Below are 20152 nucleotides of genomic sequence, written 5' to 3' on the forward strand. Positions count from 1 at the left end.
TCCATGCCTTAGAAGGGTGGTGGGTCGGTGTTGGGTGTGAAGTGGACGGCGGGTGGCGGTCTGTCGATGTAGACGTGCCCACCCGGCGACGTCCATTCGAGGACCCCGCCGCCGAGTTGGCGGACGGTCCAGCCCGTTTCGCCTTTCAGGGTGTGGTGTCTCTTCCAGAGGCACGCGAGGTTGCAGGTGCGGGTGTCACCGCCGAGGGCGTAGTCGTGGGTGTGGTCGCGGTCGCACCGGTGTGCGGGTTGCCGGCAGCCGGGGAACCGGCAGTGCTGATCCCGCGCGCGCAGAAACCGTTTCATATCCGCCGAGGGCGTGTACCGGTCCACGGCAAGAACACACCCGGTGATCGGGTCCGCGAGAACCCGGTCCCACCCGGTCGCGTGCCCGGCAAGAGCGCGGGCGGTCACGGGGTCGATCGGGTAGCGCCCCGCCAGTTCCGCGGGCTCATCCGTCACCCCGGCCAACGCCAGGGCAGGAACCGTGACGTTCACGATCGCCTGGATCGCCCCCAACCCGCCGAATCCGTCTGACATTCCCGCCCCCGACCCGGCGTCCGGGGTGGTGGTGAGGAGCATGTCCGCGACCAGGTCCGCACGGATCTGATCGACGGTGCGCGCATCACTCGGGTCGGTGTTCTTGATCGCCCGCGCTTGCTGGGTGATCCGGTCGTGCATCGCATGCGCCAACACCGCGGGTTGGATGGTGCTGAATTCCGCCATGCCGTCGCCGAGGTCCCGCACACACGCACCCCGCGATGCCCGCGCCTCCCGGTGACCCTCCGTCAATGACCGGGGCTGCAACGACTCCGCGAGTCGAGCCAATGCCGTTCCCAGTCGTCCCGGCGTGGTCCCCTCCGCGCGAGCCAACGCATCCGCCTCGAACTCCGACCGCGCCTCCGCATCCGTGAGCGGCAGTCCGTGCTCCACGATCACCGCGACATGCCCTGCACTGACCCGTCCCGCGTCCCAGGCCTCGAACGTCGCCGGGAACGCCTCAGCCAGGGTCGCGGCGTCGTTCATCCGGCGTTGCACGGTCCGGTCCGACATGTTCGCCGCAGCACCCAACTCCGCCGCCAACGCCCGCACCGGCAACTCCGCCTCACGCGACGACGTCGACACCAACTCGGCAACCCGCCGCATCCCGAGGTCCGCCGCATCCGCCAACACCCGCGCCTGCGCCGCCTGCGCCCGCGCCACCGCCCGCGACGCCTCCGCGAACCGCACCGCGAGATCACGCGCGGCGACATCGACATCGTCACCGGATGCGTCGCGAACATTCGAATGCATGTTCGAAACTCTACGGATAGCCACCGACATCCGAGTCCCGAAATGGCCCTGAATCACGCTGAGAAAGCCCCGAAAAGATGAGAGTTCTCACATCCACCGATGCCTATCCGGGCGAGCCTGAGCACCGGCCCGCCTCGATCACCCGAAACCGGCGATCCAGCCCGTGATGAACTGGAACAACCGCAGGTGTCAGGCGCGGAGCGTCTCGTGACGGACGACGACCCATCCCTTGGGCACGGACATGCGCTCGGTGTGAATCGCGCACAGGTCGTGGGCGTGCGGGTCTGCGGCGACGCCGAGCGGGCCGAGGGCGGCCATCTGGTCGCCGTAGTCGTAGGTCAGCGTCGAGATGGCCTCGCGGGCGCAGCCCACTTTCGAGCAGAGTCTTGCGTGCATCGGGGTCAGCGTAGCCGCACCTCCCGACACCGCAACCGCGGCGCGCGGTGCCCGGCGATACGTGACCGGCGATGCGCCGCCGGCACTCACGTTCCCGACGACCGCTCGAACGGGGCCGCGGGCATCGGCCTAAGATCGAGGCATGATCGCTCGGCGAGGCAAGTCCACGCGCGGCGTCGATCCCACACCGCGCCCGGACCGACACGGTCGGCACGGGCGACAGGGCCGGAGCGCTGTCGTCCGGCCGCCGATCGGACCCCTCGATACCCGATTCGAGCGCTTCGACATCGCCGTGGGCGCGGCATCCGACTTCCTCCGCTCGGCGTGGCCGGAACTGCGCGACGTCGACTTCCAGATCGGGCACATGCCGACGGAGCCACACGAAGACGGAATCCCCCGGTGGCACATCGATCGCGAGGCGAACCGGATCATCCTCTTCCGCGTGCCGATCGAGCGCCTCGTGCGGACGCACCGCGATGACGAACTCCACCGGCGCATGATGATCGAGGGCACCGTCTTTCGTGCCGCCGCCGAATACCTCGACCGCGACCCCTGGGACCTCGGCCCCGAACGCTTCCGCTACTTCTGAACGCGTCGGGAGTCGGCGCCCCGCACCTCGGCACGGCGCCTCAGGTGACGACGCCCTCGCGAACGCGATGCCTCACGGAACGACGACGACAGCTGCCGACGCTTGCGCCGACGCGGAAACGGGGTATCCGGCGAGCGCAGCCGAACCCGCGTAACCGATCGATGCGAACACCGTGCCGGATGCCTCGACGCGCCACACCCCGGAAGCGACCGGGACCGACTGCGACACGCCCGCCTCGAGCGCGACTTCGACTGGTGCGCCCCCGTCCAGCGGCGTGAGGGTGACCCGTGCGGGCTCATCTTCGGCAGAAACACGGAACGTGGGAGACGCCCCGGCCGAAGCGGGTGCGACCGCGACGTACGAAGGCTCATCGAGGGCCGGCGAGGCCGCGATCCAGGCGTTGTCGCGGACACCGTCCGCGGCGGTCGAACTCCATCCTGCGGCGACGATCGGGGACGACGCGGTCACCTCGATCGTGTACGTGCCGGCCGAGAGCCCCGGCAGATCGATCTCGAGCGGGACTCCCGCGCTCAGCGGGACGTCGACGGGCTGACCGACCGGCTGGGTGGCGCCCATGGCGAAGACGCTGATCTTCGCCGAGACGGCTTGACTCGGAGCCAGCAACCGTACCGAGGCCGTGGCGACGTTGCTCGCAGCCCCCTCGCCCGGGTTCGGTGTGACGAGGCCCACGATCCTCTGATGCTCGGTCGGCGCGGACGTGGGTCCGGTGACGTCGAGCCCGACAGGCTGAAGCGTCTGCGTCCGGCTCGTCTGCAGGTGCGCGACGACGGCCGCGCCCTCGGCCTGCACCCGGATGACGGGCGCGAGTTCGCCGAGAACGAGACCGGCGAGGGGCAGAACCACCTGCGAGCCCGCGGCGACGACGATGTCACGGCCGCCCGGCGGCGTGAGCACGCCGGTCGATGCGTAGACGGTCAGTTGGACAGTCGCGGCAACGTCGCCCGGGTTCGACAGGACCACGAGGTCCGATGAGCCCGTCGTCGTCGCGCCGCCGACGAGCCACGACTCGAACTGCGGCGACGTGCACGCGGTGGCGGCGAATCCCGAGAGGTCGTCGTCCGCGACCGAAGACGATTGAGCGGCCGCGAGGGCGGCGGGCACGTCACCCGTCGGCTCGAGCCGGAGGACCCGCGGACCCTCGCCGATGCGCGCTGACAGAGAATCCTCGCGCGGGCTCCCCTCCGGAGCCCCGGACACGACGGATGCCTCGCCCGCGACCGAGACGTCGCCGGCCGCCCCGAACGTACGGCCGGTGGCGAGCAAGGGGCCCGGGCAGACAGCCACCGACTCGGAGGGCGTCGGAGTATCGACGATGCGCAGCGCTTCTCGCGTGAGTCCCGGCACGGGGAATCCGACTGCCGCGATCACCACGACGACGATCACGACCGCGAGAAACGCCCCGATGAGCACCCGTGTGCCCGTCGTCAGCGCCCGAAGCCAGCCCGTCGCCCTCATGCGCGATCCTCTCCGTCCGACGCGCGCGTCGCGCGGTCGTCCTGCGTTCGATCGGTCATGCTCTCCTCGCCAGCGCCAGCGCCATCGCCATCGCCAGCGCCATCGCCCTCTGGCTCGCCCTCCAGCGCGGGCTCGGGCTCGGGCTGCTGCGCGTCGGGTGCTGTCGAACCGGACGCCGTCGTCTCGGATTCCGGTGACTCCGGCTCGGCGTGCCCGGCCTCGGTCGGCTCCGCGACAGCGTTCTCGGTCCGCCCGGTCCGCCCGGTCCGCTCGGCACGAACGCGCGCCGGGCGCGGCCGGGACGTACCCGCGCCGGCCGCCCGGGTCGGCATCCCGACCAGGCGTGAACGAGACCTCGCGGCACGGCGCGAGGCGGCGGTCGGGAACGCCAACAACAGCGCGATCAGGACGATACCCGCCTGACCAGCGACGATGACGCGCTGTATCGCGACGTCCGCGCGGCTGAGCGGCGCGCGCGGCGCGAGTTCGATGTCGTCGGCGACCCGCCAGAGCTTGCCGCGTGCGGTGTCACCGACGGCGTCCAGACCGGCGCGCGCGTCCAGCGAGGCGATCGCCTGGAGCGAGAGAGCGTCGGATGCCTCTGTGCCCGCGCCGTCTCCGAGCAGGACGAAGCCGATGCCCTGCGCGGCGAGATCGGCGGCGACGTCGACGACACTCGGCGAGACGAGCTCGGCCGAGAGCGCCGCGAGCTGCTCCGCGGAAGCGGTCGGCACCGTCGCGGTGCTCAGCTGCGTCGTCTGGCCGCCGAGCGTCTCGCTCGCACCCCACACGACGCGAGCCGAAACGGCCCCATTGGCCAGCGGTGTGAGCACGAGCGTGCCGAGATCGGGATCGTCGCGCCCGACGGCGGCGACGAAGGCGGGGAGCGTGGAGGACCGGCCGTTCTGCAGCTCTGCTCGATCCTGGATCGTCGCCGAGAGCGCGGGAAACGACAGGATGACGACTCCCGCCACGGCGACGAGGACCGCCCATGGACGCAGCGCCCCGATGGGACGCGCGAGGGGCGTATCGGCCGCGACGACCGCCGCGCCCACGATGCCGAGCCAGGCGAGGCTGAGCCCGTTCCCCGGCCAGAGGGCGACCGGCTCACCGGCCGCGAACTGCACGACGAATCCGGCTGCGAAGAACGCCGACGCAAGCCCCACCACCGCGACGGCGACGAGCGTCCCGCCGACCGGCCAGCGTGGGGTGCTGAGCGACAACAGCGCCAGAGCCGCGAGCGGAGCGAGGGGCAGCACGAGCCACCACGAGGCCCCGGAGTCGATGCCCGAACCGCCGAGCCAGGTCGTCCACCCGGCGAGGTCCGGTGTCGGGAATCCGCTGGCCAGGAGTGCCCGCCCGGCGACATCGGCCGTGGCCTGCGGCGCCGCCCATACCAGTCCCGGATCTGCGAAGAGTCCCCACAGGTCGCCGCCACGGATGCCGCGGAACCAGATCAGTGGCGCAAACATCGCAAGCGCCGGTACCGGCAGCCACGCGACACGCGCCACTCCGCGGCCCGCGGTGACCAGCGCGGCGAGCCAGAGCACCGCGAGCGCGGGGGCGAGTGAGGGCGCACAGGCCACGGCGGCTGCGAGGAGGAACGACGCCACTCCAGCCGAGCCCCACGATCGTCGCGCCATCGCAGCGGCGTAGAACAGCCAGGGAAGCAGCAGGTGGAGCAGAACGGCGGCGGGTCGGCCCTGCACGAGCGCCGTCAGGAAGGTGGGCGCGAGTGCCCAGAGGATCGCGGCCGCGATGCGCAGGCCCGAGCGCTCGGTCAAGCGCGTTGCGGCGTACCAGCCACCGAGCGTCGCGAGCGGCAGAGCGAGGATCCAGAGGACGACGAGGGCCGTCGACGGATTCCAGGGGGTCAGGCTGCCCAGGATCGCGATGACCGCGGCGAAGGGGTCCGCGGGGCCCACGACATCCAGTCCGAGTTCTCGTCGACCGTAGGCCGCATCGGCCCACAGGCCGTGCAGCGTGGACTGCAACGGCAGCAGGCCGCCGCCCTCGACGCTGCTCCAGGCGAGCAGGGGGAAGAAGGCGATCGCTCCGACCACGAGCGCCGCGAGCACTGTCCAGGCGCCGCCCCCGGTGAAGAACCTCAGGTCGGTGCGCACATCGGCCTCAGCGGCCGTGTCGTCGGGATCGTCGAATCGACGGAGGAGCTCCGCCCGCGTCACGCGCAGCGGCGCGAGCTGCGCCCACGGTACCCGGATTCGCGTGGCCCGGGCCGCGGCTCGGATTCTGCCGCGTGCGCGGGCGACCGCGCCCACGCGCGCCCATGCCAGGGCGCTCGCGCGCCACTCGCCGGGAACGGAGCCGGGTGACTTACGAAGAATGTGCAGGATCGTCCGCGCGACGGCGAGGGGAAGGATGCTCAACCAGATCAATGGCACGAGCCCCGACAGCGCGTAGACGAGCCGCCGGTGCAACTGCGCCGTCCGCGCCATGAAGTCCCGCTGGCGGATACGACGACCATCGCGCGGTGCGGGCAGCCCCGCGACACCGTCCCCCGCGACCGCCATGCGCGCGGCCGGGACGAGAGCGATCCGCCCGCCGATGAGGCGACTCCGGATACCCAGGTCGAGCCCCTCGTCGGCGCCCTGCAGAGCGGGGTCGATGCCGCCCAGCAGATCCCACACCGCGCGGCGCACGAGCAGCCCCCGGACGTCCGCGCCGAGTGCGTCCTCCGCCCCGTCGTGCTGGCCCTGGTCGAGTCGCCCGTCGACGAGGCCGACGGTGCGGCCGTATCGGGTCATCGACACCCCGAGCGAGACGATCGCGTCGGAGGCATCCCACGCGACCAGTTTCGGCGCCGCCGCGGCAACCGAAGGCTGCAGTTCGAGCGAACCCGCGAGGAGACGAAGCGCATCCGGGTCGGGTGCCGTGTCTTGCGCGAGAAGCCAGACGGCGTCGGCATCGCCGAGCCGGACGCTCGCCATCCGCACCGCACCCGCGTATCCGGTACTGCGGGGAGCCTCGATGACGGCTTCGACTCCGGCCGAGGCGGCCAGCTCGGTCACCCGGGGGGCGACGCGGCCGCAGACGATCAGGGTCAGGGCGTCCGGGCGCCGGGTACTCTCCCCCACCGCGCGAAGGGTGCGTTCGAGGTGCCCGATCGCCTGGTCGTCCGCGCCATCGACGCGCACGACCAGAAGAGCATGAACACGGGCTGGCATGACTCCGTCAGCCTAGGCGTGCTGAGCGCCGTCGCCCGGGTGAACGCGCCGCGTGCGTCAGACCGCCCGACGCTTCAGCTTGCGGCGCTCGCGCTCAGAGAGCCCGCCCCAGATGCCGAAGCGCTCATCGTTGGCCAGTGCGTAGTCCAAGCACTGCCCGCGTACTTCACACGTCGTGCAGACACGCTTCGCGTCTCGCGTGGATCCGCCCTTCTCCGGAAAGAAGGCCTCCGGATCCGTCTGCGAGCACAACGCGTCCGTCTGCCACGACAAGGGATCTTCGTCCTCGACAGGCCGTCGAACTCCCGGAACCCCCAAATTAACCGGGTCGACGAACCAGTTGTCGGGAACGCCGGAACGATATTCCGTACCCGCCATTTCGTCTCCCACCTCTTAGTCCCCCCACACACGCAATCGCGTAGGACTAATTACACCGTTGTCATTCGCTCCAGGTCAAGCGCGGCATCGTAAACCCTCAATCCGGAGATGAACGTTCACGACGCGCCGGGCCGGGCGTGTCGACCCTCGGCGGCGCGCCCGGCTCAGACCGACGCCGCTCGACCGGACCGCGCGAGGAAGACCTCGCCCGTTCCCGCGATCCGCACGGCCCCCTCGTCCGGGGTGATCAGGCAGGCTTCGCCGGGCGCGAGCGCGACCGATGCGGTCGACCCGACAATGGTCGGACGCCCGCGCGTCGCGAGGGCGATCGTGGCTCCCAGAAGCTCCACCCGCGACTCCCCCTCGGCTGCGTCTTTCCGCCGCACCCGCACGAGCGAGAAGTCGGACACGGGGGGAGCGAAGACCTCGACGCCGGGCGCCTCGACCACCGGCGTCAAGAGCGCGATGCGTCCGGGACTCGCGTCGAGCACGCTCAGCAACTCGGGAACATCGACGTGCTTGGGTGTCAGCCCGCCCCGCAGCACGTTGTCACTCGCGGCCATGATCTCGACCCCGAGACCTCGCAGGTACGCGTGCGGCACACCCGCCGGCACGAACAGGGCCTGGCCCTCCGCGAGCACGATGCGATTCATGAGCAGTGCGACGACGACGCCGGGATCGCCCGGGTACGCCTCTTCGATGCGTCGCAGCGCCGCGAAGTCTTCTGCGAATCGCGACGCATTCGCCGCCGCGGTGGCGGCGATCAGCGCGGGCGCTCCCCCGACATCCCCGCCCAGGAGCGCACCGACAAAGGTGGTGATCGCCCGCCGGGCATCGTCTTCGGTCCCATCGAGCGCGTCGCGGAGGCGGCGCACATCCGGGTCCTCCACACCCAGGGCATCCAGAATCTCTGCAAGCTCGCCGACCGGACGAAAGCCCGCGAGCGCCTCGAAGTCCCGATCGATGGCGACGATCACCTCGGGCTTGTGATTGGCGTCGCGATAGTTGCGATGCGCGGCATCGCGCGGCACGCCCGCGGCCTCTTCGCTCTCGTAACCCGCTCGGGCCTGTTCGAGGGTCGGATGAGCCTGGATCGACAGGGGCGACTTTGCCGCGAGCAGCTTGAGCAGGTACGGCAGGGATGTCGTGAAGCCCCGCGCCGCGCCCTCCTCGGAGATCCAGGCGTCGAGCGTGCGCCCCGATCCGTCGCCGACGAGGGCGGGCGCACCGGGATGATCCCCGAACCACACCTCGGCCTCGGGCGCGCCGGATGCCTCGCGGCCCTGCAAACGGGCGATCGCGTCACGCGAACCCCAGTCGTAGTTGCGCGGGACATTGGTGAGGGGCACGAGCATGCGACAAGCCTAGAACGGGCGGGCCCGCGCCTCGACTGAGCGCGCACGTGAGGAGTTCAGCTCGGCGCGAGGACCCCGGAGCCCGCCGCATCCTCGTCTCGCGCCGAAGTCCTCATGCCGCGCGCGGTGTGGCGCGCTCACCCACCGAGGGCTGCAGCGCCGATACGGGTACCCTGAATCCACCATGGCCGTCCACACGCGACACCCCGTCGGCGCCCCTCCCGCGGCGCCCACCCGCGAATCGACGGGGCACCTGATGCTGCGCGGTTACACGATCTTCGTGCTCTTCATCGCGCTCGCGACGACCTTCTGGTTCAACCTGCTCGGCGCCGTGGGCCTCGTCGTCCTCGTCTGCATCACGACGCTCGTCAGCGGCGTGCTCTGGGCCGTGCTGCGTCCCGTCATCGCCTGGCGACAGCTCCCGTGGCTGCCTCTCGCATACGTCGCGTGGGCCGGGGCCTCCGTGATCTGGTCGACGTGGCGGGATGCGACCGTGCTGACCTGGGTGCTGCTCGCCGCGACGACGGTCCAGGGGCTCTTCATCGCGAGTGTGCTGACCTGGCGCGAGCTGGTGCGCGCGATCGCGTCGGCCCTCAAGTGGGTCATGGCGCTGTCGATCCTGTTCGAGCTGTGGGTCTCGCTGATCGTGCAGCATCCGATCCTGCCGAACTTCCTGCTCTGGAACGGCGACATGGTCACCGAGTTGGACTGGTCGCGCAACAACCTGCTCGACGGCGGCCGCATCCAGGGCATCGTCGGCAACGCGCACCTGCTCGCTATCGCCGCGCTGCTCGCGATCATCGTCTTCGCGATCCGCATCGCCTCGGGCGCGCCGCGCAAGGCCCTCCTGTACGGGTGGATCGCGCTGTCGGCGTTCCTGCTCTGGCGTTCGAGCTCGGGAACGGTCTGGTTGGCCGTGGTCGCGGTCGCCATCGTGCTGGCGACCGCGCTGCTCATGCGCACGACCCGGCGTCCGGGCGAGCGCACCAAGTTCTACGTCGCCTACGCCGTGATCGGCGTCGGCGGGGCACTCGCCGCATGGTTCGGTCGCGATCAGGTGCTGGCGCTGCTCGGCAAGTCGAGCGACCTCACCGGGCGCGAGTACATCTGGGAGACCGTGTGGGCCCGAGCGATCGAGCATCCCGTCCTGGGCTGGGGGTTCTCGACCCCGTGGCTGCCGTGGGTGCCCGAGTTCGACGGCTGGATCGTCGTCAACGATCTGACGGTGTTCCACGCACACGACATGTGGCTCGACGCCTTCTTCCAGGTCGGCGCCATCGGCCTCGGCCTGCTGATCCTGACGTACGTCGCCCTGATCTGGCGCGCCTGGTTCTTCGCGATCGACCGTCCCCGTTGGGACCTGACGGCCGACCGGCCGTACCAGGCGCTCACGCTGCTGCCCACGCTCGTCATGACGGTCCTGCTCGTTCAGGGTCTGGCCGAATCACGCCCCCTGTCGGAGTGGGGCTGGCTCTTCGTCGTCATGCTCTCGCACAAGATCGGGCAGTCGCCGCTCGTCGGCGAGGGCCCGACCGAGCGCCGGCTCGCGATGGAGCGCGGCGAGCAGGTCGAGCGGATCATCCCGTGACGAACCCCGCGGGGTTGCCTCGGCATCCCCTGCTCGAGTGGGTCTGGGACGCACTCGACTCCGCCGCCTTCGCGCGCGCGTTCACGCTCGCCGTCTTCGGCTCCATCGCGCTGTCTTTCGCGATCCAGAGGACGGCGGGGGTCACGGCCTACGCCACGATCGTCGCGGGGCTGTGCGCCGTTGGCATCGCGATACTCGTCCGCCGTCGACACGAGCTCGTGCTGATGCGCCTCGTCCCGTCGACTCTCGTGCTGTTCCTCGTGTGGCTGCTGGCAACGGCCGTGTGGAGCACGGAGCCCCCCCGAACGCTCGTCGGCTGGCTCGTGCTCGCGGGACCGGCGTTTCTCGCGATCGTGGTCGCTCACGTTCGCGACACCCTGCAGACCATGCGTGCCCTCGGCGACACTCTCCGCGCCCTCCTCTCGCTGTCGCTCGCCCTCGAGATCCTCTCCGGCATCCTGCTCGACATACCGATCAGATTCCTGGGCATCCAGGGCAACATCGCCCTCGGCGGTCCGGTCCAGGGCATCTTCGGCACGCGCAACATGCTCGGCTTCGTCGCGGTGATCGCCCTCATCACGTTCGTCATCGAGTGGCGGACCCGGTCGATCCCGCGCGGCCTCGCGATCTTCTCACTCATGCTCGGCGGGCTCCTCGCCATCCTGTCCGCGTCTCCGACGGTGTTCGTTCTCGCTCTCGCGGTCGCCCTCGCCACCGGCGCGCTGGCTCTCGTCCGCCACGCCCCCGCCGCGCAGCGAAGGACCCTCCAGATCGCGCTGCTGGCGCTGCTCGTCTTCGGCGGCACGATCGCGTACTTCTTCCGGAATGCGATCGTCGCGCTCCTGAACGCCGGTTCCGACTTCGCGACTCGCGCCGAGCTCTGGGACACGATCCTGATCTACGTGCGCTTCCGCCCGATTCAGGGCTGGGGATGGTTCGGCCCGTGGCCGACGTCCGAGTTCCCGTTCGCGTCGATCAACATCATCACGAACGAGTCGCACGCGACCGCCCTGAACGCGTACTTCGACGTGCTTCTGCAGTCCGGATGGGTGGGTTTCCTGCTCTTCGCCGGAATGTGCGCGCTCGCGGTCGTCCGCTCATGGTTGGTGGCGAGCAAGCGTCGCTCCGTCCTCTACGCCTGGACACCGCTCATCCTGGTCACCCTGCTCGTCGATTCGATGTTCGAGAGCTTCACGCTCAGCGGATTCGGGTGGCTCCTGCTCGTCGTCTGCGTCGTGCGTGCGGGGCTCAGCCGGTCGTGGCGGGATGGCATCCGATCAGCCGCGCCGACGAACCCCTTGCCGATGTCGCAGCAGTAGCTCGCTGCCGCAGCCGGAGCGCCCATGTGTCCGACAGAACCGTACCCGACGGCGGATAAGATGGGTTAGCCATGCCTCAGAGCCCAGATGCGACGAGCACTTCGTCGACCGACACCGTGTTCGACCCCGCATCGGCGACGATCGCGATCGTGACGTACAACCGTTCCGCGCTGCTGTCGAAGCTGCTCGCGTCGATCGTGCGGATGGATCCGCACCCGGGCCATGTCGTCGTGATCGATAACGCCTCGGTCGATGACACCGCTGAGGTCGTGGAGTCCTTCCGCGAGCAGATCCCCGCCACGATCGTCTACCGCCGCCTCGAGACCAACACGGGCGGGTCCGGCGGCTTCAGCGAGGGCATGCGCGTGGCCTACGAGCTGGGCTCGACGTGGATGTGGCTGATGGACGACGACGTCGAGGTCCTGCCCGACGGCCTCGCCCGCATGGGGGCATGGGCACCGCGCTTCAAGAGCATCCAGGGTCGCCGCTACGACTACGACGGCAGCGAGTTCTACTGGCAGTACCGGGTCTCCGAGCCAATGGGTATCCCGATCCCGTTCGCCCCCGCGGGCTTCGACGAATCCGGTTTCAAGCAGATGAACTCCGGATGCTTCGAGGGCATGTTCATCCACCGCGACATCGTCGAACAGATCGGCTTACCCGATCCACGTTTCTTCATCTATTGGGACGACCAGACCTACGGCTGGCTCGCCTCGCGCATCACGACCTCCGTGATCGTGAACGAGTTCGTCCTGCGCCGGACGCGCGAGATCAAGCAGTGGGACATGGGCATCCGCCATATGAACGCATCGAGCGACGCCTACCGCTACTACATCATGCGCAATCGTGGGCACATGAAGAACTATTACCGCGCGCTCGGCGTCCACCGGCCGCTGCTGTTCGGCTTGGGAACATCGCTGACGTTTCTGAAAGAGCTCATCCGTCTGGTAGCCGTCGAACACACCGTTCGAGGCACGAGCAACCTATTACGCGGGCTCCGCGATGGGCGCAGAATCGCAAGAGATGCGTCATGGAAGCCCATGCCGCCCCTCATTACGAACGAATAGCCTGATCGCAGCCCTCTCGGAGTCCGCCATATCCCCGGTTCCATATTCACGACTACGACAACGACGACGACCCATCCAGGAAGGCCGTGTCTTGACGACTCCTCACCGATCCCGCTCTACCCCTCGAAAACTACGTGCCCTTTCGGTGGCTGTCGGCATCACTTTCGCTATAACACTGACCGCGTGTGTCGGCCCCTCCGAGCCCGAGCCGACACCCACACCGCTGATTCAATACGACCCGCAACCAGACTTCGCAACGGTGCTCGACCCCACCGCCACCGTGCCGACAGACACCGCGACGACGGCTCGGTTCGCGGCTGACTACGCGGACAAAGGCGCCCCCTTCGACCGCGCGCAGATCATGAACGCCTCGCAAGGCGGCTACGCGCCGATGAACAACCCACGGTGGTTCACCGACAAGCTTCCGCAGTTCTCCCAGATGGGGCTTCAGCAGATCCGCCTCGACCACATTCTCAACGACTATCTCTACGGGGTCGTGGTCGAGCAAGCAGACGGGTCGATCACGTACGACTTCAGCCGCCTCGACCAGACCGTCGTGCCATTGCTCGATCAGGGCTTCCAGCCGTTGATCGCCTTGTCGTACACTCCGACCGCGTTCGCGAAGTCGCCGTGGTCGCCGCCACCGTTGCAGGAGTGGACAGCCGCAGTCGCCGCAGTTGTATCGCACTACAAGGAACTCGGTTTCACGGGGTGGGACTGGGAAGTCTGGAACGAGCCTGACGGTAGCCACTGGACAGGGACATTCGACGAGTACAACGCGTTGTACGCGGCTACGGCTTCCACCGTGAAGTCGGTCGACCAGACGGCCCGCGTCGGAGGCGCCGCCGCAGCGTATCTGACGTCAGAAGGCAATGTCTCTGGTCAGTTCATTGATTTCATAGCAACGAACCCGACCGTGCCGATCGACTTTTTCTCCGTACACAACTACTCCACGAACAACTGGAACACTGTGGAGGCCACAGCCAAGCTGCTCGCGGAGGCTGGTAGACCCGACCTGCCGATCCTTATAACCGAGTGGGGGAACCACCCGCGAATGGAGGACGGTCCGGGCAGCGGTTCCGACACGAATGCAAGTTCGACGGGAGCGTCTTACATCGCGAGGCAGCTCTACCTCGCAGGTCAATCGTCGGCCGAGAAGGTCTTCTACTTCACGCCCACCGAAGGACTTCGGTTCGCGATGCCCTACAACGGCGACCTCGGCCTGGTCACGGCCGACGGGCACCGGAAGTCGTCTGGCAACGTTTTTGAGATGTATTCGCGTCTGGGCGACGTCCGCGTAGAACTCGACGCGACCGGTGCAGGCACTGACACGCAAGATGTCTATGGATTCCTCAGCAAGAGCACGGCGTCCACAGACGCAACAGTCCTGTTCTGGAACACGACACCCACCGATGTCAGGACGACTCTCGACCTCGAGAATCTGCCCTATGCGAAGGAGAACGTACGCATTGTCCAACGCGCCATCAGCGCACAGCAGGGCAACGGCTACTCGGATGGCTCCACGTCGATCGCGTCGAGTTATCCAAGTGCGAATGAGAATGCACCTGTCGTGGCCGACGCCGTCGTCAAGGCATCGTCTACCTACGCCGACGAGATCACACTCCCCGCCAACGGAGTTGTCGAGATCACGTTCTCTGCGACCGATCGCGGGACCGGGGCCCAGCTCGGTGCGAGCGAACCGTCTGTGACCAACCTCGCAGCCACGGCGTCCGGGGGCTTTGCCTCGGCTTCCACGTCGCGCGAAGAGCCGACGAACGGTTGGGGCGTGCTCGCGGCCATCGACGGCCGCCGATACGCCGTCGATATTCCCAATGGCGGAGTACGTGGCTGGAGTTCGCAGACACACCAGACCGCGACCGCAACGGAGTCGATCACCGTCGATCTCGGTGCCGTCGTGCCGGTCGACAGCGTGTCGCTGTGGCCATACACGACGCGGGGCACGGCAAGCTCAGGTTTCCCCGTTGATGCGCAGATCCGCGGCTCGGTGGACGGAACCGAATGGATTCCCCTCGCCGATCTCAACAGCTACAGTGCCGCTGCACCCGTCTCTGGCGAACAGTCCTTCTCCTTCGAGGTCGCAGAGGTCCGCTTCATCACTGTCGAGGCGACTACTCTCGGCGCCGTGACCGGCTCGAACGGGCAGTTCGCGTTCCAACTCGCGGAACTCGGGGCCTACCGTGCGGGAGTTTTCAACGGTGGGTTCGAAACCGGCGACCTCAGCGGATGGAGCTCCGAAGGCACGGCAGAAGCGCAGTCCACCGTGTTCCGTCGAGGCAACCACGCCGCTGAAGTCGTCGGCGGTGCGTCGATCTCGACCGAGATCCGGGGCCTCCGCCCCGACACGACCTACACCGTCGGCGCGTACACCCGTGCGAACGGCGCCGATGCTCGGGCTACGCTGGCGGTCGGTCTCCCCCGGTCCGGCACAGTAGCGACATCTACCTCATCAGCGCAGTGGGAGCATCAGTGGGTGACGTTCACGACTGCCGGCGACGAGACGAGTGCACTGGTCACGCTCGCCAACGCGGATGATGCGGATCCTGCACGGTTCGACGACGTCACTGTCATGCAGGTCGCTGCCCGCTGACCGACGCGCCGGCGCTTGCGGACCGCTCAGGACTGTGGAATGGCGGCGCAGTCCAGGGCAGTGATCTCCACAGCAGTCGGGGTGACTAGCGGCGTGATCTGGGCTTCGAACTCACGAGCCTGATCGCCCCCGAGCGCGAAGTAGTAGATGAGTGATTTCGCGCCGCCCGGAGCGACCTCGATTACCGTTTTCCCTACGGGGTAGTCGGTGTCGTGCATCGCGGGCAGTGCTACCTGTGCACCGTCCAGCGTGGCGCCAATAATCTCCGACCCGGGCGGGGCATAGAGACGGATCGTCATGCGGTTCACTCCCGGTTGCGTTCCGACCTTCGCCCACTCGCCTGTGATGTGGAAGGGCAGCGTTCCCGCGACCGACGGATCCATCGTGTTGCTGACGTCGAGCTGCACCTTGTAATAGGTACGCCCGTCGTCGAAGCACTGCGCCGACCCGAGCTGGACCGACTGTCTCAGATAGAAGCTGTTCTTCGAACCCACACTGTCCTGCAGGTAGAGCCCGGCACGTACAGTCGCTTCGTCAGAGATGGGGAGTTCGCCGTTGAGGCCGACCTCGCCCATGAGTGCCTGCTCATCTTCGTGCGCGCTCCAGAAGAGCACCCGGCGCTCATTCCAACCCTGCGCGAGCGCGTTGAGCAGTTCCTTCGCATCGAGCGGACCCGTGGTCAGCTTGCCGAAGACCGCCCCAACCACCCCGGCGAAGACCGCGTCGTGCGCGAGGTTGTTCGCCACTGCGTTCGGGCTGTTGTACCGCAGGTAGATCGTGTTGAGAAGGAGTGGCACCAGGGTCGTGGAATCCAGGACATCGCCTGTTGGAGTGGAGATAGGCCCCGTGGCCCGAAGAAGATAGCTGAGGGCCACAGGATCGACTGACAGGACACCATCGATGCTCTGGCCGAACTCGCGCTGCCACATCTCGTGGATAATCTCGCCTGCCGTGGTGAAGCTGGGTCTGGCAGTTGCTTCAGGGATGAAGGTGCCGAACTCGCCGTACGGGTAGACGTCTTGCGCACCGTCGGGAATAGGGATCACAGACTCGGGATACCGCGAGAATGCCCCCGTCGACGCAGCCTTGGTCTCGAGGAGGGAGATCTTGCCCTGATCGACCTGGATGAGGGTGAAACTCAGCGCTGCCCCGCCCAGAGCCCGCGGTTCAGCAGGATTCTGAAAAACCAGCACATAGTTGCGCGGACCATCGGCACCCATGGCAGGCGGAAGCAGCGGTACCACCACGTCGAGCGTGGCGATGGTGGGGGCGAATTCGGCCAGCATGTCGGCGATCTTGGTGCGCGCATCGGCGACGGGTCCAACGATCCACTGCTCAGGCATCGAATCTGCCTTGTCGACGGCAGCGATCATGGTCTCGTTCGCCCGGGCCACCGCCGGGATCGCAGCGCTGAAAGGAGAGAGATCGAGCGCCCCGTCCTTCGGCGCGAAAGAGGCGGGGTCGACCGCCGCCGCCACCGACAGCAGGGGCACAGCAACACCCGACATCATGTCGTCCGTGATCTCGGCGATCTCACGCACTGCCGTCAGGTTCGGCCCGAGGAAAGGGACGATCTCGGCGATCCGCCAAACGATATCACTGGTATTCGCTGCAGCGCGCTCGGTATGCGTGGAGATCTGCGCGAGTGTCGCGCTCGCCGCGTCGATGTCGAGGGCGAGCGCCTGGTCCTTGAGGGCGCCGATCTGCGCTTGGGCAGCTTCAAGATCGTTCTTCGCTTGAAGCCCCCGAACGCCGATCCACACCGACGAAAGCACAACATATGCGACGACAGCAATGATGGCCCAGAACCACCAACGTCGCACGAGAGGCTGGCGCTTTTTCGACCTCACGGCGCGACGCGACGACGGAGCGTGAGAGAGGGCAGACACGCCACGATTCAACCACAGGGGTGTTGCGAAACCGCTGTACGAGGCATCCGGATAGCCAGTGCCTCGTGCAGCGGTTTCAACCCGCCTGCGCTGCCGAGATGTCGCAACTGCTCGGGTAACGTGGAAATCGGGCGGTCGTGTGGGTGGATCCCGCGCACGGCGGCGCACCTCGCTGTTGAATGGGGATATATCCATGGAGTGGCACCGGAGGCCGCAACGAGCCAGTGAACGTCGCGTCCGAGTGACGCAATGCCAGCGACCCCCATCGAGGCTTTGGCGGGAGGAATGCGCCTATGGCCTCACCTGACAAGAACACCGCGGTGCAATCGGTCGTCGGGTACTTTCAGCGGCATTGGGTGATGGTCCTGTACTGCGTCGTCGCCGCGCTCCTTGCTGTGCCTGCTTCCTGCTCCGCGCTCTTCGGACACCAATGGTCACCGGTCGTGACAGTCCTCGCCACAATCACTCCACTCGCTACGGCGAGCGCCTTCGTGTGGAGCGCGACCGGGCGCACGCTGAGCCTGAGTCTTTCAGTCTTCTGGCTTTGGGCATTTTTGTTCTTGGGGCTGGCTCCGGCTTACCAGATTGGCGGGACTTCGTTCCCCTGGCATGGCGAGTTCACCCCGAGCGAGATCGCGACCGCGCAAGCGATCGTTCTGATCGGATGCGTGGCTGTCGCCGTCGCCTCCGTTGCCGTCAATCGACTGCGCCCAGCGATCGTGGCCAACCGCAGCCGTCGCGCCCCGGGCGGCAAGTCGAGCCTCATCGCACGGCGCCGTCCGCGAAGCGTAAATCTCTTCGAGTACGTTCTCGCGACTTACACTCTCGCCGCGACGGTATTCGCAGTATTCGTCGGATCAGCACTCTTCACGGGAAAGACGCTCTTCCAGCAGCGGGTGGTCGCGCTCGCCGACATCGTCGGTTTCGGAACGCTGTATTTTGTCGCGACAGCCGGCGCAATCTGTATTCCCGCGATCGGCTGGGCGCTTCGGCGATCAACGATGAAAGTGCGCCCCGTCCTGCTTTACGCCGCGACGGGGGTCGGGTTCGTCGTAACCAACCCGTTGATCGGCTCGAGATTCCTCTCGGGCGCGTTCGTGATCGCGATTGCGGGCGCAATACTGGCCGGCTCCCTGTGGCAACGATTCATGCCCTTGGGGATTCTGGTCGCCTTCGTCACGGTATTCCCCAGTCTCGACTTGGCGCGCGGCGACGGAACGGGCAGCAACAAGCTCGAGCTGTTCCTCCCCCAGTACTCACTGACCGGGTTCGATTTCGATGCGTTCGAGATGCTGTGTCGCGCGGTCTCGATCGACGACCCGCTTCCATCGCACGAGACATCCAGATGGGAGCTCTTCGTCGCGCCCTTGCTTCGGTGGATTCCTGTACTAGCGCGCGATGTCCAAGGCCACGGCACCGGACCACTGGTAGCCCGCGAGACGGGCATGAGCTTCACCAATGTCTCCATGCCGCTCTGGGGTGAGTCGTACTTCGTTGGCGGAGTCGGACTGACGGTGATTACCTTCCTCGCGCTGGGAGCCCTCTTCGGAATCATCCGTGAGGGGCTTGCTTCAACGGGGTCGACGCCGCTCACACGGGAGCCGAATTTCGGCGTCTTGGTCGACGCGCCCGTCGCAGCACTCCTGTTCATCGTGCTCCGCGGCTCTCTCTATGAAGTACTCGGATATCTCCTACTAGCCATCGCGGTGGGGTTGGTAACCCGTTTCCTGCTTCTGCCCAAGAGCTCCCCTCCGCTCCCCTTGCCCAGCCCCGTCCAAGGAGCAAACAGATCATGACGCCCAAGCCCGGGCGGCCACGCACCGTCGCCTTCTATTTGCCGCAGTTCCACCCGATTCCTGAGAATGACGAATGGTGGGGGGAAGGTTTCACCGAGTGGACGAACGTTCGCCGCGCCACGCCGACATTCTTTGCGCATGACCAGCCGGCTGTCGCTGGCGACCTCGGCGAGTACGACCTCCGTGATGCGCAGATCATGCACAAACAGGCGGCTCTCGCGGCGGCAAACGACATCGATGCCTTCTGCTTCTATTTCTACTGGTTCTCCGGCAAGCGGTTGCTGGAGACGCCCGTCGACAACTTCCTCACCGATGGTCCGGACTTCCCTTTCTGCCTGTCTTGGGCGAACGAGAACTGGTCGCGCCGATGGGACGGCAAGGATGCAGAAGTGCTGATCGGTCAGAATTACGACGAAGGGTTCGTCGACGATTCCTTCCTGGCGCTCCTGCCGTACCTCCTCGACGGACGGTACTTGCGGACACATGCCGGTGCGGCAGTGCTCATGGTCCATCGCATCGATCACATCCCCGACGCCAAGCAGATGGCGTCGAGATGGCGTGATCTCGCCCGCGAACACGGCGCCGGGGAGCTTCATCTCGTGGCCGCCGAGACCAAGCCCGGCATCAGACCCGAGAGCTACGGCGTTGATGCCGTGGCGGAGTTCCCGCCGGTCGGATCCAACGTCTTGTCGGTCGCTCAACTCCGTCCGCTGAACGGTCTCGATAAGGAGTTCAGAGGACGCCTGATGTCGTATCCTCGGCTGGCTCGCCGCTTTTCACGGCGACGTGAGCCTCGTTTCGTCCGGTACCGAGGAGTCGCTCCAGGCTGGGACAATAGTCCCCGCCGTCGATCACGGGCTACCATCTACGTCGGCTCGACGCCGGAGCTTTACCGGCGATGGCTGAAAGACGCGCGCACGCACGAAATGGGCGCGCGCGGTCAGGATGGCCTCGTCTTCGTGAACGCCTGGAACGAATGGGCCGAAGGCGCCTACCTGGAACCCGACGGGAGGCACGGGGACGCGTACTTGCGCGCCACGAACTACGACGCGCCGCCCGACTCGTCGCAGAGCAAGACCCCCCGGGCGGGGCGACCGACATGGGGATGGTTGAGGTCCATCGCGTCGACTGCAGCGGGGAGCGTCCTGGGCGTGTCGCGCACCGCCGCGAACATCGCGCGATCCCGTCTGCGGTAGTTTCATTGCCTCCGTATA

Annotated in this window: 14 protein-coding genes; 7 read left to right on the forward strand and 7 right to left on the reverse strand. The window is 67.3% G+C overall.

The genetic code is table 11. The annotated features are described in order from the left end of the window. Nucleotides 1-8 precede the first annotated feature (8 nt). Nucleotides 9-1292, reverse strand: coding sequence for an HNH endonuclease signature motif containing protein (locus C2868_RS10220; protein ID WP_157813883.1), 1284 nt, complete (start codon nucleotides 1290-1292; stop codon nucleotides 9-11). 189 nt (nucleotides 1293-1481) lie between these two features. Then, nucleotides 1482-1688, reverse strand: a complete 207-nt coding sequence (locus C2868_RS10225; protein WP_100810361.1) for a DUF3499 family protein — start codon at nucleotides 1686-1688, stop codon at nucleotides 1482-1484. 142 nt (nucleotides 1689-1830) lie between these two features. Here C2868_RS10225 and C2868_RS10230 point away from each other — a divergent pair, with 142 nt between their 5' ends. Next, the gene (locus C2868_RS10230; protein WP_258034428.1) at nucleotides 1831-2277 is read left to right on the forward strand and encodes a metallopeptidase family protein; all 447 of its coding nucleotides are present in this window, start codon (nucleotides 1831-1833) and stop codon (nucleotides 2275-2277) included. A 72-nt stretch (nucleotides 2278-2349) separates the two neighbouring features. Here C2868_RS10230 and C2868_RS10235 read toward each other — a convergent pair whose 3' ends face one another. The 4 genes from C2868_RS10235 to manA all read right to left on the reverse strand — a co-directional run bounded on the left by C2868_RS10235 (nucleotide 2350) and on the right by manA (nucleotide 8671). Next, nucleotides 2350-3753, reverse strand: a complete 1404-nt coding sequence (locus C2868_RS10235; protein WP_103663243.1) for a DUF5719 family protein — start codon at nucleotides 3751-3753, stop codon at nucleotides 2350-2352. After that, nucleotides 3750-6938, reverse strand: a complete 3189-nt coding sequence (locus tag C2868_RS10240; protein ID WP_146048039.1) for a glycosyltransferase family 2 protein — start codon at nucleotides 6936-6938, stop codon at nucleotides 3750-3752. The genes C2868_RS10235 and C2868_RS10240 overlap by 4 nt, the downstream gene beginning before the upstream one ends. Nucleotides 6939-6995: 57 nt before the next feature. Beyond that, a complete protein-coding gene (locus tag C2868_RS10245) occupies nucleotides 6996-7316 on the reverse strand; it encodes a WhiB family transcriptional regulator (RefSeq protein WP_081766244.1) in 321 nt (106 codons plus the stop codon). A 164-nt stretch (nucleotides 7317-7480) separates the two neighbouring features. Continuing rightward, a complete protein-coding gene (manA, locus tag C2868_RS10250; protein ID WP_103663244.1) occupies nucleotides 7481-8671 on the reverse strand; it encodes a mannose-6-phosphate isomerase, class I in 1191 nt (396 codons plus the stop codon). Between the two features lie 184 nt (nucleotides 8672-8855). On the opposite strand from manA, the gene C2868_RS10255 reads away from it, so the two are divergent. The 4 genes from C2868_RS10255 (at nucleotide 8856) to C2868_RS10270 (ending at nucleotide 15253) form a co-directional block, all read left to right on the forward strand. Beyond that, nucleotides 8856-10259, forward strand: coding sequence for an O-antigen ligase (locus C2868_RS10255; RefSeq protein ID WP_103663245.1), 1404 nt, complete (start codon nucleotides 8856-8858; stop codon nucleotides 10257-10259). After that, on the forward strand, nucleotides 10256-11578 hold the full coding sequence (locus C2868_RS10260) for an O-antigen ligase (protein ID WP_258034429.1): 1323 nt from the start codon (nucleotides 10256-10258) through the stop codon (nucleotides 11576-11578). Before C2868_RS10255 ends, C2868_RS10260 begins: the two co-directional genes overlap by 4 nt. A 71-nt stretch (nucleotides 11579-11649) precedes the next feature. Then, nucleotides 11650-12645: a glycosyltransferase family 2 protein gene (locus tag C2868_RS10265; RefSeq protein ID WP_103663246.1), complete on the forward strand. Its 996-nt coding sequence runs from the start codon at nucleotides 11650-11652 to the stop codon at nucleotides 12643-12645. 259 nt (nucleotides 12646-12904) lie between these two features. Next, a complete protein-coding gene (locus C2868_RS10270; protein WP_181003425.1) occupies nucleotides 12905-15253 on the forward strand; it encodes a discoidin domain-containing protein in 2349 nt (782 codons plus the stop codon). Nucleotides 15254-15279: 26 nt separating this feature from the next. Here the strand turns inward: C2868_RS10270 and C2868_RS10275 are convergent, their stop codons facing one another. Continuing rightward, nucleotides 15280-17103 (reverse strand): DUF4012 domain-containing protein, encoded by a 1824-nt coding sequence (locus C2868_RS10275; RefSeq protein WP_181003426.1) that lies wholly within the window; start codon nucleotides 17101-17103, stop codon nucleotides 15280-15282. 332 nt (nucleotides 17104-17435) lie between these two features. On the opposite strand from C2868_RS10275, the gene C2868_RS10280 reads away from it, so the two are divergent. Together C2868_RS10280 and C2868_RS10285 are read left to right on the forward strand one after the other, a co-directional pair. After that, nucleotides 17436-18938 (forward strand): hypothetical protein, encoded by a 1503-nt coding sequence (locus tag C2868_RS10280; RefSeq protein WP_103663249.1) that lies wholly within the window; start codon nucleotides 17436-17438, stop codon nucleotides 18936-18938. Further along, nucleotides 18935-20134, forward strand: coding sequence for a glycoside hydrolase family 99-like domain-containing protein (locus tag C2868_RS10285; RefSeq protein ID WP_103663250.1), 1200 nt, complete (start codon nucleotides 18935-18937; stop codon nucleotides 20132-20134). Before C2868_RS10280 ends, C2868_RS10285 begins: the two co-directional genes overlap by 4 nt. Nucleotides 20135-20152 lie beyond the last annotated feature (18 nt).

Origin of the sequence: Microbacterium sp. CJ77, assembly GCF_002911615.1 — a bacterium.
Classification (GTDB): Bacteria; Actinomycetota; Actinomycetes; order Actinomycetales; family Microbacteriaceae; genus Microbacterium.